The 14,455-nt window shown below is 73.0% G+C and carries 15 protein-coding genes and 1 riboswitch; of the genes, 6 read left to right on the forward strand and 9 right to left on the reverse strand.

Annotated elements, in window-relative coordinates; genetic code table 11:
- Positions 1-21: 21 nt before the first annotated feature.
- From J2X36_RS05840 to J2X36_RS05860, 5 genes are read right to left on the reverse strand one after another with little or no spacing between them, the layout of a single operon-like run.
- Positions 22-618 carry a Uma2 family endonuclease gene (locus J2X36_RS05840; protein WP_310347237.1) on the reverse strand — a complete coding sequence of 199 codons (597 nt, stop codon included), beginning with the start codon at positions 616-618 and terminating at the stop codon, positions 22-24.
- A gap of 44 nt (positions 619-662) precedes the next feature.
- On the reverse strand, positions 663-1,697 hold the full coding sequence (gene cobW / locus J2X36_RS05845; protein ID WP_310347239.1) for a cobalamin biosynthesis protein CobW: 1,035 nt from the start codon (positions 1,695-1,697) through the stop codon (positions 663-665).
- 28 nt (positions 1,698-1,725) lie between these two features.
- On the reverse strand, positions 1,726-2,109 hold the full coding sequence (locus tag J2X36_RS05850) for a DUF1636 domain-containing protein (protein ID WP_310347241.1): 384 nt from the start codon (positions 2,107-2,109) through the stop codon (positions 1,726-1,728).
- The gene (locus J2X36_RS05855; RefSeq protein ID WP_310347243.1) at positions 2,102-2,866 is read right to left on the reverse strand and encodes a CbtA family protein; all 765 of its coding nucleotides are present in this window, start codon (positions 2,864-2,866) and stop codon (positions 2,102-2,104) included. The genes J2X36_RS05850 and J2X36_RS05855 overlap by 8 nt, the downstream gene beginning before the upstream one ends.
- Before the next feature lie 28 nt (positions 2,867-2,894).
- Positions 2,895-3,077, reverse strand: a complete 183-nt coding sequence (locus tag J2X36_RS05860; protein WP_132254757.1) for a CbtB-domain containing protein — start codon at positions 3,075-3,077, stop codon at positions 2,895-2,897.
- Between the two features lie 34 nt (positions 3,078-3,111).
- A riboswitch (cobalamin riboswitch) is annotated at positions 3,112-3,305 on the reverse strand.
- Between the two features lie 107 nt (positions 3,306-3,412).
- On the opposite strand from J2X36_RS05860, the gene cobU reads away from it, so the two are divergent.
- On the forward strand, positions 3,413-3,943 hold the full coding sequence (gene cobU, locus J2X36_RS05865; protein ID WP_310347247.1) for a bifunctional adenosylcobinamide kinase/adenosylcobinamide-phosphate guanylyltransferase: 531 nt from the start codon (positions 3,413-3,415) through the stop codon (positions 3,941-3,943).
- Entirely contained in the window at positions 3,940-4,542 is a 603-nt protein-coding gene (gene cobO, locus J2X36_RS05870) for a cob(I)yrinic acid a,c-diamide adenosyltransferase (protein ID WP_310347249.1), read from the forward strand. The genes cobU and cobO overlap by 4 nt, the downstream gene beginning before the upstream one ends.
- 37 nt (positions 4,543-4,579) lie before the next feature.
- On the opposite strand, the gene J2X36_RS05875 is transcribed toward cobO, so the two are convergent.
- A complete protein-coding gene (locus tag J2X36_RS05875) occupies positions 4,580-5,989 on the reverse strand; it encodes a malonyl-CoA decarboxylase (RefSeq protein ID WP_310347251.1) in 1,410 nt (469 codons plus the stop codon).
- 126 nt (positions 5,990-6,115) lie between these two features.
- Entirely contained in the window at positions 6,116-6,319 is a 204-nt protein-coding gene (locus J2X36_RS05880) for a hypothetical protein (protein ID WP_132254760.1), read from the reverse strand.
- Between the two features lie 314 nt (positions 6,320-6,633).
- On the opposite strand from J2X36_RS05880, the gene J2X36_RS05885 reads away from it, so the two are divergent.
- Positions 6,634-7,806, forward strand: coding sequence for an MFS transporter (locus J2X36_RS05885; protein ID WP_310347253.1), 1,173 nt, complete (start codon positions 6,634-6,636; stop codon positions 7,804-7,806).
- Here J2X36_RS05885 and cobD read toward each other — a convergent pair.
- Positions 7,799-8,827, reverse strand: coding sequence for a threonine-phosphate decarboxylase CobD (gene cobD, locus J2X36_RS05890; RefSeq protein ID WP_310347254.1), 1,029 nt, complete (start codon positions 8,825-8,827; stop codon positions 7,799-7,801). The genes J2X36_RS05885 and cobD overlap by 8 nt on opposite strands.
- Here cobD and cbiB point away from each other — a divergent pair.
- Entirely contained in the window at positions 8,804-9,796 is a 993-nt protein-coding gene (gene cbiB, locus J2X36_RS05895) for an adenosylcobinamide-phosphate synthase CbiB (protein ID WP_132254763.1), read from the forward strand. The two genes, cobD and cbiB, sit on opposite strands and share 24 nt — an antisense overlap.
- A gap of 7 nt (positions 9,797-9,803) precedes the next feature.
- Here cbiB and J2X36_RS05900 read toward each other — a convergent pair whose 3' ends face one another.
- Positions 9,804-11,258: a cobyric acid synthase gene (locus tag J2X36_RS05900; protein WP_310347256.1), complete on the reverse strand. Its 1,455-nt coding sequence runs from the start codon at positions 11,256-11,258 to the stop codon at positions 9,804-9,806.
- Positions 11,259-11,647: 389 nt separating this feature from the next.
- On the opposite strand from J2X36_RS05900, the gene J2X36_RS05905 reads away from it, so the two are divergent.
- Both J2X36_RS05905 and J2X36_RS05910 read left to right on the forward strand, forming a co-directional pair.
- Positions 11,648-13,168, forward strand: coding sequence for a malonyl-CoA synthase (locus J2X36_RS05905; protein WP_310347258.1), 1,521 nt, complete (start codon positions 11,648-11,650; stop codon positions 13,166-13,168).
- A 99-nt stretch (positions 13,169-13,267) separates the two neighbouring features.
- Positions 13,268-14,425: a YihY/virulence factor BrkB family protein gene (locus tag J2X36_RS05910; RefSeq protein WP_310347260.1), complete on the forward strand. Its 1,158-nt coding sequence runs from the start codon at positions 13,268-13,270 to the stop codon at positions 14,423-14,425.
- Positions 14,426-14,455: the final 30 nt, after the last annotated feature.

Raw genomic sequence — 14,455 nt, forward strand, 5'->3', positions numbered from 1 at the left:
GGGGTCTCGCGATCCGCCGCGTCAGGCCGCCGGGCCGGCCGGCTCGTCCTGGACGAGGCGCGGACGGTTCGGGAAGACGACACCCTCGTAGATGTCCGAGAGGCGCAGGCTCGTGGCGAGGGAGGGCAGGGAGAGGGACGCGTCGAGGCTCGCGACGCGCTCCTTGACCCAGGCGCGCGACGCGTCGCGGGACCAGAGCATGATCTCCGGAGCGTTCGGCTCGACGAGCAGGATGTACTCGAGGCTCTCGATGTTCCGGTACTCGGCCAGCTTCTCGAAGGCGTCAAAGTCGCGCGTGCTCGGGGACAGGACCTCCGCGACGAGCCGAGGCTCGGCCGCCTTCAGGGCGTTGGGATCGCGCACGCCGCAATCGACGCCGACATCGGGCCGGCGGATCTGGCCGGGTAGGGTCTCGACGCTGCCGTCGCCGGTGAGAGGGCGGCAGCCGCCGCGGCGCAGGGCCACCAAGAGGTTCACCACGATGTCGTCGTGGACGTTCCGCGCTCCCGCCGTCAGCCGCACGGGAATGCCGCCGACGAGCTCGTAGCGCTCCGCCTGGCGCTCCTGCCACGCGAAGAACTCCGCCACGCTCATCGGCCTCGTGATCCGTTCCAGCATGTCCGGTCGCCGTCCCTGCGCCCGCACTATAGCGCCGCCCCGGCCTATCCGGCGAGCGCCGCCGCGACGGCATCCCGGTCGAAACCCTTGAGGCCGATCACGACGAGGCGGCCGTCGCGGGATTCGGATGCGCGCCAGGGCCGGTCGAAATGGTGCGCGACGCGACGTCCGACGCCCTGGACGACGAGGCGCATCGGCTTGCCCTCGATCTCGGCGAAGCCCTTGATGCGCAGCACGCCCGCCGTCTCGGCGGCCTTCTCGACCCGTGCGGCGAGGTCGCCCGGGTTCCTCGCCGCGCGCACCGGCAGGGCGACCGTCTCGAAATCGTCGTGGTCGTGGTCCTCGCCCTCGCCGTGATGGGAGGGGCGGGCGTCGAGGTCGTCCTCGGCCGCCGCGTTGAGGCCGAGGAGCACCCGGGCGTCGATCGCGCCGTGAGAGGTCTCCACCACCTTGACCGCGCGGGGCAGCTGGCGCTCGATCTCGGCCCGGACGCTCGCGCGCTCGGCCTCGCCGAGGAGGTCCGCCTTGTTCAGCACCACGAGGTCGGCGCAGAGGAGCTGGTCCTCGAACACCTCCTCCAGCGGGTTCTCGTGCTCGACGCTGGCATCGGCCGCGCGCTGGGCGGCGAGCGCGTCGGGATCCTCCGCGAAGGCACCGGAGGCCACGGCCGGACCGTCCACCACCGCGACGACGCCGTCGACCGTCACCCGCGAGCGGATCGCCGGCCACTGGAAGGCCTGGACGAGGGGCTTCGGCAGTGCGAGGCCCGAAGTCTCGATCAGGATGTGCTCCGGCGGGTCCGGGCGCTCCAGCAGGGTGTTGAGGGCGGGCACGAAATCGTCGGCGACGGTGCAGCAGATGCAGCCGTTCGGCAGCTCGACGATGGATTCCTCGCTGCAGCCCGGCACGCCGCAGGCGGCGAGGAACGAGCCGTCGAAGCCGACATCGCCGAATTCGTTGACGAGGATCGCGAGGCGGCGCCCGCCCGCTTGCTCCATCACGTGGCGCACGAGGGTCGTCTTTCCGGCGCCGAGGAAGCCGGTGACGATGGTGCAGGGGATCTTCTCGACGATGCTCATGGGGAACTCGTGATGGCGTGCCGCCCGCTTACGCGGAGGCGCGGGGCGGGATGCGGGCGATCACGCCCTTGCGGAAGGCTTCCGGCCGCGCCCGCCAGGGCACGATGCCGTCGCTCGTGCCGGCATAGAGGCGGATGCCCGCGAGGAGGGTGGGGGCGGAGGTCTCCGGGTCGAGGTCGCCGTAGACGTAGGTCCAGCGGTCGGGCGCGGTGACCGCGACCGTGCAGGGGCGCTTGCAGACCGAGAGGCACTCGACCGGCTCGACGCGGAGGCCCGGCACGGGCTCCGCGGCGAGCGCGTTCTCGACGGCCGCGAGGAGGCGTGCCCCGGCGCGCGGGCCGTCCCCGTCGCCCTCGGCGCGGCAGGTGGTGCAGACGTAGAGCACCACCGGTTCGGATGCTGCCTCAGGCACGGGCGGGTGCCTTGGCCTCGCGCCCGAAGACCTGCCAGGCCCAGCCGAAAGCCAGACCGATCATCGCCCAGAACACGAAGGCGACGCCGAGCGAGCGCGCGGCGAATTGCGCGGCGAGGATCGCGGGCACGCCCGAATTCCCCTCGGGCGGCACCGGGGCGCCCGCGAGATGGGGGGCGACGATGAGCACGAGACCGCCGAGGATGGTGATGGCCGCCCGCCGGATCAGGATCAGGTAGAGGCCCATCGCGGTCGCGGCGGCGGTCATCAGCCACCAGGCTTGGCGCGTGACGAGGGGGGCCGCCTCGCTGCCCGGCAATTCGGGGGGCAGGCCGAGGGCAGGGGCGAGCGCGAGAGCCGCGAAGCCCGCGAGCCCGAAGGCGAGCGCCCGCTCCGGCGTCGGCGCGCGGCCGCAGGCGAGCATCGCGGCGCCGAGGAGGAGCGCGTAGCCGACGGCGCCGATGAGCGTCGCGAGCCCGGTGAAGGCCATCCGCGGCAGGCCGGGGCCGGGCTGCCATTCCCCGCCCGGACCGGCCGTGCCGTGGTCGTGCGCGTGGCCGCCGGGCGCCTGCCCCTGGGCGGGCGCGTGGGCCAGGATGATCGGCAGGCGGGCGTCGGCCGCCTCGTGCGCGGCCCGCGTCTCGTAGCGCTCGGCCGCGATGATGAGCGGCGAGGTGAGGGCGAGCTGCAGGCCCGTCGCGACGACGGCCGCCAGGAAGCCGGCGACGAGGGCCGCCGACAGGAGCCGGATGATCATGAGATCTCTGCGGGCTGAGGCAGAGCGGTCAGTGGCAGGGGAAGTTCTGCGTGTGCCGGAAATCGTGCGCCGCGTTGTGCAGCGCCGAGGCCGGCGCGAAGCCCGCGAGGAAGACGAGGCCGATGCCGAGCAGGGCGGCGATCACGATGGCGGCGGCGCCCTCGTTCGCGCGGGTGCCGGTGGTGCCGAGGGTCTGGACGTTCGTCGTCATCGTGTCAGGTCTCCGGCCGCCCCGCCGGCGGCGTCGAGGATAGCGGGGGGACGGCAGGTCTCCTGGCTCGCGGATCCTCGCGCCTGCCGCCTTCCCGGGGGTCCGGTGGCGTGGTGGCAGGAGCTCGCCGCTCACAGTTGCGGGGGCAGCCGCGGATTCGGAGCCCGAGCCCCTCACCGCATTCCCTTTTCACCCCGTTGCCGGGGCACCGTCCCCCCGGCTTCTAGCCTGTCGCGCGAGCGGGCACAACGCGGGCTCGGCCCGGTCGCGCGATTCTTTGACCGGAGGTGAGGCGATCTTTGACCGGAGGGGGAGGCTTGGGGCAAAGGAGGCCGATGCTTCAGGCCGCTCCCCGCATGACCCTGGTGCTCGGCGGCGCGCGTTCCGGCAAGAGCGCCCACGCGGAGGCCTTGATCGAGGCCTGCCCGGCGCCCTGGACCTACCTCGCTACCGCGCAGGCCTGGGACGACGAGATGCGCGAGCGCATCGGCCTCCACCGCGCCCGCCGGGGGGAGGGCTGGGTGACGCGGGACGTGCCCGTGGATCTCTCCGCCGCGATCCGGGCGACGCGGGGTCCGGTCCTCGTCGATTGCCTGACGCTCTGGCTCACCAACCTGATGATGGCCGAGGCCGATCTCGCGGCCGCGTTCGAGGATCTCGCGGCGGCCTGCGCCGCGGCGGCCGGCCCCCTCGTCCTCGTCTCGAACGAGGTCGGGCTCGGCATCGTGCCCGACAACGCCCTGGCCCGCGCCTTCCGCGACGCGGCCGGCCGGCTCCACCAGCGCCTCGCGCGGGAGGCCGACCGCGTCGTGTTCCTGGTGGCCGGGCTGCCGATGGTCGTCAAACCCGCTGGAGGACCTGCATGAGCGACGAGGACGCGCGCCACCGCGAGAAGATGCAGAAGCGCAAGGCGGTGCAGGACGCCGAGGTCGCCTCGAAGACCGTCGAGAAGGGGCTCCTCATCGTCAATACCGGCCCCGGCAAGGGCAAGACCACGGCGGCGCTCGGCCTCGTGCTCCGGGCCCTGGGGCGCGGCTGGCGGATCGGCGTCGTGCAATTCATCAAGGGCGCCTGGGACACCGGCGAGAAGCGGGCGCTGGACACCTTCGGCGACCGGGTCGTCTGGCACGCGCTGGGCGAGGGCTTCACCTGGGAGACGCAGGACAAGGCCCGGGACATCGCCGCCTGCGCGCGGGCCTGGGCGACGGCACAGACCCTGATGGCGGACGAGACGATCCGCCTCCTCGTCCTCGACGAGATGAACATCGCGCTCCGCTACGACTATCTCAACGTCGAGGCGGTGGTGGCGGTGCTGCGGGCGCGCCGGCCGGACCTCCACGTGGTCGTCACCGGCCGCAACGCGAAGCCGGCGCTGATCGAGGCGGCCGACCTCGTGACCGAGATGGGCAACGTGAAGCACCATTTCTCGGCGGGCGTGAAGGCGCAGGAGGGGATCGAGTTCTGATCTCCGCAGGGCGCGGCCGAGGCGCTGCGCGGCGCCCTCAGGCGTCGGCGAGCGCGACGGCGCGCGGGGGCGGAAGGTTCGCCCGCAATTCCCGGCTCACGGTGCCCGAGGCGGCCACCGTGCCGAGATTCGCGTAGGTCTCGTGGTTCTTCTCGATGGCCGAGAGGTCGTAGAGGTAGTTCACCATCAGCCCGTGGGATTGCTTGATGCCCTTGGGCGAGGTGTCGCCGAGGAAGTTCAGCCGCTCCAGCCGCGCCCCGTTGCCGAGATGGAAGCGGGCGACCGGGTCGAGGGGCCGTCCGCGGTCGTTCTTCGCGCGCAGGAAATAGGCGGCCGCGGCCGGCAGCATCGCCTTGCGCACCGCCTCGCAGCTCGTCTTGTCGCCCTGCCAGCCCGGCTGCTCCAGCAGGCGCAAGCCCTCGATATCCTCCTTGGTGAGGCCCTGAGGCGCGTCGGCGCGCCGCTCCCGATCGAGCCAGCGGGCAAAGCCCGGGACCGGCGAGAGGGTGACGAAGGTCTTCAGCGAGGGGATCTCGCGGGCGAGATCCTCCACCACCTGCTTGATCAGGAAATTGCCGAAGGTGACGCCGGCCAGACCCCGCTGGCAGTTCGAGATCGAGTAGAACACGGCCGTCGTCGCCGCGCGGATCGGTAGGGGCTCGCGCTCGTTGGCGAGGATCGGGGCGATCGCCGAGGCGATGCCGCCCGTCAGCGCCACCTCGACGAAGATCAGCGGCTCGTCGACGAGGGCCGGGTGGAAGAAGGCGAAGCAGCGCCGGTCGGAGGGCTCGATGCGCCGCCGCAGGTCGTCCCAGCCCTGGATCTCGTGCACCGCCTCGTAGCGGATGATCTTCTCCAGGATGTGGGCCGGCGTCGTCCAGTCGATGTGGCGCAGCACGAGGAAGCCCCGGTTGAACCACGAGGCGAACAGGTGCTCGAAGTCGCAGTCGAGGCTGTCGGCGGCGTCGATCAGGTCCGCGTCCGCACCCTCCTCGGCGCGGAGCGCCGCGCGCAGGTCCATCAGGTCCTCGCGCATGCGCACGAGCGCCAGCGTCCCGTCGCGGGCGAGGTTGAGGCGGCGGATCAACTCCTGGCTGCGGGGCTCGGCCGCCTCGTGCAGGCGCCCGAGGCGGGCGCGCGTCGGGTCGGCCCGGTAGGCGCCGATTGCCGCCTCCACAGCGGCGTGGTCGGCGTCGAATTCCTGGGCGATGAGCCGCAGGAAGGTGAGGCGCTCGGGCGTGGGAAAGCTCGCGTAGCGGTCGAGGATGAGGCGGGCGAGCGCCACGCCCGACGCCTCGCCGCGGCGGGAGATCAGGTCCTCGCAGAGCTTGGCGAGCTCGGGCGCGGTCGCCTTCGCGGCGATGTCGCCGCGGCCGAAGCTGATCAGGTCTCGGCCGCGATCGCTGATCGTCTGCAGCAGGTCGCCGAAGAAAGAGGTCGCCGCCATGAAACGCCGTTCGCTCCGTCGCCACCCGAGTCGAGGATTCGCGGCCGCCCCGCGCAGGCGGCCGTCAGCGTTCTAGGCCCGGGACGCGGGCAGGGCCAGGGGTCGGGCACCCGTCGGGCGCCGGCCTCAGGCCCGGTGCGACTCGCTCGCCGCGATCTCGTTCCGGTCCGCCCGCTCGCGCCAATCCTCGACGCCGTGCTGGCGCGCGAAGCGCAGCTCCGCGGCGCGCCGCGCCCGCTCCGGATCGCGGGCCCGGGCGATCTCGACGGACCCGACGGTGAAGGGCACACCCAGGATCTGCTTGGCGAAACTCACGCGGTAATTCGGCATCAGGAACTCCCTGTTGTCCGGCGAAAGCCTGTCGCGGGCGCGAATCAGCGCGTGGCGATCCTCGCACCCGAAATGAGAGCCCGAAACGGCGACGTTTCCAAGGGCTCCCGGCGCGGCAGCGGAGCATAAGTCCTTCTGCCGCAACGATTGCGATATGGTGACGGGGGCGCTCCGGCGAAAGGGAGGGGGGTGGTTCACCGATCCGTGAGCGGTATCCCACGCTCCCACCCGCGGTTGTTGCCAGGACGGGTCCGCGCGGCCTAGGGCGTTGGGCCCGCTTGCCCCGCACCCCGACGCCTCCCTTGACGCCTTCCTTGCAGACACCCCGTCTCACGACCCGCGCCCGCCTCGGCCTGACCCTGATCGCGGGCGGCGCGGTTGCCAACATCTACTACAACCAGCCCCTTCTCGCGCTCCTCGTCTCGGAATTCGGCGCGCGGGCGGCCGTCTGGATCCCGACGGCCTGCCTGATCGGCTACGGGCTCGGCATCCTCGGCCTCGTGCCCCTGGGCGACAGCCTGCCCCGGCGAAGCCTGATCATCGGCCAGCTCGGGGCGCTCAGCCTCGCCCTGCTGCTGGCGGGCGCTGCCCCGAGCCTCGCCGTTCTGGCGCTGGCGAGCCTGATGATCGGCATCCTCGCCTCGGCCGCGCAGCAGGCCGTGCCCTTCGCCGCCGAGCTCGCCCCCGACGCGAGCCGGGGGCGCATCGTCGGTCAGGTGATGACCGGGCTTCTGACCGGCATCCTCCTCGCCCGCACGGCGAGCGGGCTCTTCGGTGCCCAGTTCGGCTGGCGGGCGGTGTTCTTCGCGGCGGCGGGCGTGGCGCTCGCCATGGCGGGGATCGCGGCCGCGACCCTGCCGCGCACGCCGCAGACGAAGCCCCTGCGCTACCGGGCGCTGATGCTCTCGATCCTCTACCTCGTGCGCACGCAGCCGATCCTGCGCACCGCGACCCTGTCGCAGGCCCTGCTGTTCGCGAGCTTCAACGCCTTCTGGGCGACGCTCGCCCTCCTCGTCGAGGCGCCGCCCTTCGATCTCACGGCGGCCGGGGCCGGGCTGTTCGGGGTGATCGGCGTCGCGGGCGCGCTCGTCGCGCCGATGTCGGGGCGCTTCACGGACCGGCGCGGGGCGCGGCCCGTCGTCGTGGCGGGCAGCGCCTGCGTGCTCGCGGCCTTCGCCGTGCTCTGGCTCTGGGGCGGCACCTCGCTCATCGGCGTCGCGGCCGGCGTGCTGCTCATCGATATCGGGCTGAACGGCGCCCTCATCGCCAACCAGACCCGCGCCTACGCGCTCGTGCCCGGGGCGCGGGGGCGGATCAACACCGTCCTGTTCACCGCGATGTTCGTGTTCGGCGCGCTCGGCGCCTATGCCGGCTCGCGGGCCTTCCTCGTCGCCGGCTGGCCGGGCGTCTGCGCGGTCGGTGGCGTGCTGTCGAGCCTCGCCCTCCTCGTCGCCGTGCTCGACCGGCACCGGCCGCGGGCTACCTGAGGATCCGCGAGAGGCGGCACCACGCCGCCTTGTCGGGCGGCAGGCCGAAGCGGAGGCGCTCGGGCGCCGCCTCGAACCGGCGCACGTAGATCCCGGCCTCGCCGAGCCGCCGGAACAGGTCCGGCCCGTCCGCGAAATCGGCGGTCCGGAACAGGGCGGTGCCGCCGACGACCCGGCCGCCCCCGCGGGCGATCATGCGGTCGAGGCGCTCCGCATCCCAGCGCCGCTCCCGCGCCGCGGCCTCCCGCCACGCCGCATCGTCGAGTGCGGCCCGGCCGATGGCGAGCGCCGGCCCCGACACTGCCCATGGCCCGAGTGCGGCGGCGATCCGCTCGGCGAAGCCGGGCTCCGCCACCGCGAAGCCGAGGCGGATGCCGGCGAGCCCGTAGGTCTTGCCGAACGAGCGCAGCACGACGAGGCCGGGGCCCACGAAGGGGCACAGGCTCTCGACGGGCTCCAGATCGGCGAAGGCCTCGTCGACGAGGAGGAGGCCGCCCCGCCCGCGCAGCCGCTCCGCCAGCGCCCGCAAGCGCGGGGCGGGGATGACGCGCCCGTCCGGATTGTTCGGGTTGACGACGATCGCCACATCCGCCTCGCCGATCCCGGCGATCTCCGGCACGGCGGCGACGGCGTGGCCGCCGCGGATCCAGGCGGCTTCGTGCTCGGCATAGGTCGGCGAGACCACCGCCACCCGCCCCGGCGGCAGGAGCCGCGGCAGGATCTCGATCAGGATCTGCGTGCCGGGGGCCGGCACGATCGCTGCCGGATCTGCGCAATAGGCCGTGGCGGCCGCCGCGCGCAGGGCCGCGAGGTCGGCTGGCGCGGGCAGGCGGCGGAACAGGCTGGCCTCCAGCGGCGGACAGGGATAGGGGACCGGATTGATCCCCGTCGAGAGATCGATCCACTGCTCGGGCGCGTCCGGGAACAGCCTGCGCGCGGCGTCGAGGTCGCCGCCGTGGCTCACCACCGGCGCGCCCGCCCCCCCACCCGAGACCCCATGTCCTGGACCGTCCTCGCCCATCCGCCCGACACGCTCATCATCCTCGCCCTCGCCCTCGTGATCGAGGCCGCGGCGGGATATCCGGACGCGCTCTACAGGGCGCTCGGCCACCCTGTCACCTGGATCGGCCAGCTGATCGCGGCCCTCGACCGGGGGCTGAACCGGGGCGAGCCCGGCGCGCGCCGCCTCAAGGGCGTGCTCGCTCTCCTCGTGCTGCTGGCCGCCGCGATCGCGAGCGGCCTCGCCCTGACGGCGCTCGCCGGGCTCGCCGGCCCGGTGCTCGGGCTCGTCCTCGCCGCGCTCCTCTGCGCCACGCTGCCCGCGCAGAGGAGCCTCGACCAGCACGTCGTCCGCGTCGCCGCGTCGCTGCGGCGGGAGGGCCTCCCGGGCGGGCGCCGCGCCGTCTCGATGATCGTCGGGCGCGACCCCGACACCCTCGACGAGGCCGGCATCTGCCGGGCCGCGATCGAGAGCCTCGCCGAGAATTTCTCCGACGGGATCGTGGCGCCGGCCTTCTGGATCGGCCTCGGCGGGTTGCCCGGCGGCCTCCTCTACAAGGCCGCCAACACCGCCGACAGCATGATCGGCCACCGCACGCCCCGCCACGCCGAGTTCGGCTGGGCCGCGGCCCGCTTCGACGACCTGATCAACCTGCCGGCCTCCCGTCTCACCGCCCTCCTCATCGTCGCGGCGGCGCGTCTGACGAAGGGCGCCTCGGCACGCGGCGCCTGGGCGGCGATGCGGCGGGATGCGCGGGCCCACCGCTCGCCGAATGCGGGCTGGCCCGAGGCCGCGATGGCCGGGGCGCTGGGCCTGCGCCTTGCCGGCCCCCGGGTCTACGGGGGCGAGCGCGTGGCCGATGCGTGGATGGGCGATGGGCGCGCCGAGGCGGGACCGGGGGATATCGAGCGGGCGATCCGGATCTACCGCACCGCCTGCGCCCTGCTGTTCGGGCTGGCGGCCGTGCTCGCCACGCTTCTCGCGGGCTGACAGGCGGTCACCCGGCCAGGGCGAGCAGCCGGTCGCAATCGACATGGGCCTCGATGTGCCGGGCGAGGCCGTCGAGCACGGCCTCGATGCCGGCCTCGTAATTCGCCCCGCTCGCCGCGGCGCCGAGGCGCGCGAGCCAGGCGGCGCGCTGCCGGTCGTCCGCGAACAGCCCGTGCACGTAGGTGCCGAACACCCGGCCGTCCGCCGAGACGGCCCCGTCGGTCCGCCCGTCCGCGAGGCGCAGGAGCGGGCGCGCGGCGTCGGGTCCCGCTGTATCGCCGATATGCATCTCGTAGCCGGCGAACGGCACCTGATCGGGCAGGCTCTCGCCCGTTACCGCCTCCAGGCGCTTGAGGGGCGTCATCACCGTCTCGACGTCGAGGAGGCCGAGGCCGGGGACGGAGCGCGCCTCGCCCTCGATGCCGTGCGGGTCGCTGATGAGGCGCCCGAGCATCTGGTAGCCGCCGCAGAGGCCGAGGACCCGCCCGCCGCGGCGCAGATGCGCCCGGAGATCGATGTCCCAGCCCTGGCTTCGAAGGTAGGCGAGGTCGTCGATCGTGGTCTTGGAGCCCGGCAGCAGGACGAGGTCGGCGTCGCCGGGGAGCGCTTCGCCCGCCCGCACCAGCACCACCGCGATCCCGGGCTCGGCGCGCAGCGGGTCGAGGTCGTCGAAATTGGCGATCCGGGGCAGGACCGGGACCGCGATCGTGCGGCACCCCGCCCGCGCCTCCGAGCCGCGCAGGCCGAGCACGTCCTCGGCCGGGAGCCGCGCGGCGTCGGCGAAATGGGGCACGAGGCCGAGGCTCTCCCAGCCCGTGCGCTCCGCGATGATCCGCATCCCGTCCGCGAACAGGCTGGGATCGCCCCGGAAGCGGTTGACGAGGAAGCCGCGCACCATCGCCGCGTCGGCCTCGTCGAGCACCGCCTTCGTGCCGACGAGGCTCGCGATGACGCCGCCCCGGTCGATGTCGCCGAGCAGGATCACCGGCGTCCCGGAGGCGCGGGCAAAGCCCATATTGGCGATGTCCCCGGCCCGCAGGTTCACCTCGGAGGCCGAGCCCGCCCCCTCGACGAGGACGAGGTCGGCCTCCGCCCGAAGATGCGCGAAGCTCTCCAGCACGGAGGCAAGCAGCCGCGGCTTCCAGCCCTGGTAATCGCGCGCCTTCGCGGTTCCGACCATGCGGCCCTGCACGACGACCTGCGAGCCGACCTCGCTCTGGGGCTTCAGGAGGACCGGATTCATGTGGACGGAGGGGGGCACGCCGGCCGCCCGCGCCTGCAGCGCCTGCGCGCGCCCGATCTCGCCGCCATCGGCCGTGACGGCGGCGTTGTTCGACATGTTCTGCGGCTTGAACGGGCGCACGCGCAGGCCCCGCCGCGTGAAGGCCCGGGCGAGCCCGGCGACGATCAGCGACTTGCCGACATCCGAGCCCGTCCCCTGGATCATGATGGCGCGGGTCATCGGCATATCCTCGCGGGCGACGGCCTGTCCGGGCAGACGGCGCCTGTTCCCCGGCGGCCGCGACGGATCCGGCGCGCATCCGGCATCCGGAACCCCGCGCCATCCCACCGGCGGGCCGGCCGTTCCTGCGGACGATTCATGTCGAGCCGGGATGTCCGAACGCGTGCGTGAGGGTGGGCCAGCCCCTCTCGCTGCCGGGGCGGAGGCCGTCCGTCAAGCTCGCACGGACGGCATCGCTCGCGGCGGGGCACCGCGCGGTCCGCCGCACAGCCCCGACATCTGCCCATATCCCTGCCGCCTGCCTACGTTCCTGACCCCTCCCCAAACCTTACCCCTCCCCAAACCTGACCCCTCCCCAAGAATTCGCGCGATGTGCTAGGCACGCGCGCATGACGAACCACCTCTTCGATCTCGTGCGGGCCGGTCTGCCCGCCGACCCCGCGGCCAGGACCTTCATCGAGACGCCGGACGGGGCGGTGCTCACCTATGCCGACCTCCTCGCGCGCTCCGCGGCCTACGCCAACGCGCTCACCGAGCTCGGCGTGACGGTCGGCGACCGGGTCGCCGTGCAGGTCGACAAGAGCCCCGAGGTGATCTTCCTCTATCTCGGCGCGGTGCGGGCCGGCGCGGTCTTCCTGCCCCTCAACACCGCCTATACGGGCGCGGAGGTCGCCTACTTCCTGTCCGATGCCGAGCCTGCCCTGTTCGTCTGCGATCCGGGCAAGCGCGACGCGCTGGCGCCGGTCGCGCAAGGGGCCGGCGTCGGGGCGCTCCGCACCCTCGGCGGCGACGGGCGGGGCAGCATGGCCGATGCGGCCGATGCGGCGGCACCGGATTTCGCCGACGTGGCGCGCGAGCCGGACGATCTCGCGGCGATCCTCTACACCTCGGGCACGACGGGGCGCTCGAAGGGCGCGATGCTGACCCACGAGAACCTCGCCTCGAACACCCGCACCCTCGTCGATCTCTGGCGCTTCACCGCCGACGACGTGCTGATCCACGCGCTGCCCGTCTTCCACACCCACGGCCTGTTCGTGGCGACGAACATCGTGCTCGCCACGGGCGGCACCATGCTGTTCCTGCCCCGGCTCGACCCGAAGCGTATCCTGGAGCTGATGCCGCGCGCGACCGCGATGATGGGCGTGCCGACCTTCTACACCCGCCTCCTCAAGGAGCCGGGCCTGACCCGGGAGGTCGCCGCGCCGATGCGGCTCTTCATCTCGGGCTCGGCGCCCCTGCTCGCCGAGACGCACCGGGAATGGCAGGCCCGCACCGGCCACGCCATCCTCGAGCGCTACGGCATGACCGAGACCAACATGAGCACCTCGAACCCCTACGAGGGCGGCCGCATCGCCGGGACGGTCGGCTTTCCCCTGCCGGACGTGGCGCTCCGCGTGGTCGACCCGGAGACCGGCGCGCGCCTGCCGGAGGGCGAGGTCGGCATGATCGAGGTCAAGGGCCCGAACGTCTTCAAGGGCTACTGGCGGATGCCCGAGAAGACCGCCGCCGAGTTCCGGGCGGACGGGTTCTTCATCACGGGCGACCTCGGCAAGATCGATGCGGAGGGCTACGTCCACATCGTCGGGCGCGGCAAGGATCTCATCATCTCGGGTGGCTTCAACGTCTACCCGAAGGAGATCGAGACCGAGATCGACGCCATCCCCGGCGTGATCGAATCCGCGGTGATCGGCCTGCCCCACGCCGATTTCGGCGAGGGCGTCACCGCCGTCGTGGTGGCGGGCGAGGGCGCGCCGGACGAGGCGGCCGTGCTGGCCCAGCTCGAAGGGCGCCTCGCCAAGTTCAAGCTGCCCAAGCGCGTGCTCTTCGCGAGCGAGCTGCCGCGCAACACCATGGGCAAGGTGCAGAAGAACGTGCTCCGCGAGACCCATGCACAGCTTTATCGGCCGTGAGCCGCGCGGCCCGCATGCCGAGGGGAACGGCGCTCCCGCGCTGACGTTGTTGCTGCCGTGCGCGGGGCCGCCGCGCAGCCTCTCGAGCCACTTTCCCGCATGACAGCGCCACCGCCCCGCCCACCCGCCCCGCCCGAGACCGGCGCGGGCGGCTCGATCTTGTGGACGCTCCTCGTCGGGACGGCGCTGATCGCGCTCGCCGCGGCGCCGAAGGCCCGATCCGCCGCGCCGCTCACCGAGCCGGAGCCGGTCCGCGCCGCCGATGGCGGCGCCCGCTCCCATACCGGCCGCGCGGCCGAGCTCGTCGGCGCGACGCAGCCCGAGCGCGGCCGCAAGGCCCGCAATCCCACCGAGATCACCGGGGCGGGCTGGAAGGACATCGCGTTCCGCGTCTACCTCGAGTTCAACAAGGATCGCGTCCTGTCGGTGGCGGCGGGCGTCACCTTCTACTCGCTGCTCTCGCTGTTCCCGGCGGTGGCCGCCCTCGTCGCCTGCTACGGCCTGTTCGCGGATGTGAGCGTCATCAACACGCATCTCGCGAGCCTTCAGGGCGTGCTGCCGCAGGGCGCCATCGAGATCGTCGGCGAACAGGTCAAGCGCATCGCCTCGAAGGGCGGCGGCACGCTCGGGGTGACCTTCTTCACGAGCCTCGTGCTCTCCCTCTGGAGCGCGAACGCCGCCATGAAGGCGATGTTCGACGCCCTCAACGTCGTCTACGAGGAGGAGGAGAAGCGCTCCTTCGTGATGCTCAACCTGCGCTCGCTGACCTTCACGGGCGGGGCGCTGCTGTTCATCATCTTCGCGCTGACCTCGATCGTGGTCCTGCCCGTCGTCTTCGCCTATGTCGGCATCAGCGACAGCGCGTGGTTCATCGCGCTGCTGCGCTGGCCCGCGCTGCTCCTCGTGCTGCTGGCCGGCCTCTCGGTGCTCTACCGATACGGCCCGAGCCGGGAGCATGCCCGCTGGCGCTGGGTGGGGACCGGCAGCCTCGTCGCCTGCATCCTCTGGCTCGCCGCCTCGCTCCTGTTCTCGTGGTACGTGGCGAACTTCGGCAATTACAACGAGACGTACGGTTCGCTCGGGGCGGTGATCGGCTTCATGACCTGGATCTGGATCTCGGCGACGATCGTGCTGCTCGGCGGCGAGATCAACGCCGAGATGGAGCACCAGACGGTCCGGGACACGACCACGGGCCCCGAACTGCCCCTCGGCGCCCGCGAGGCGCGGATGGCGGATTCGGTCGGGGCAGCGGCCTGAGGCCGCCTCCCGGCCGCACCGCTCCGTCAC

The sequence above is a fragment of the Methylobacterium sp. BE186 genome (genome assembly GCF_031457035.1).
Lineage (GTDB): Bacteria > Pseudomonadota > Alphaproteobacteria > Rhizobiales > Beijerinckiaceae > Methylobacterium > Methylobacterium segetis.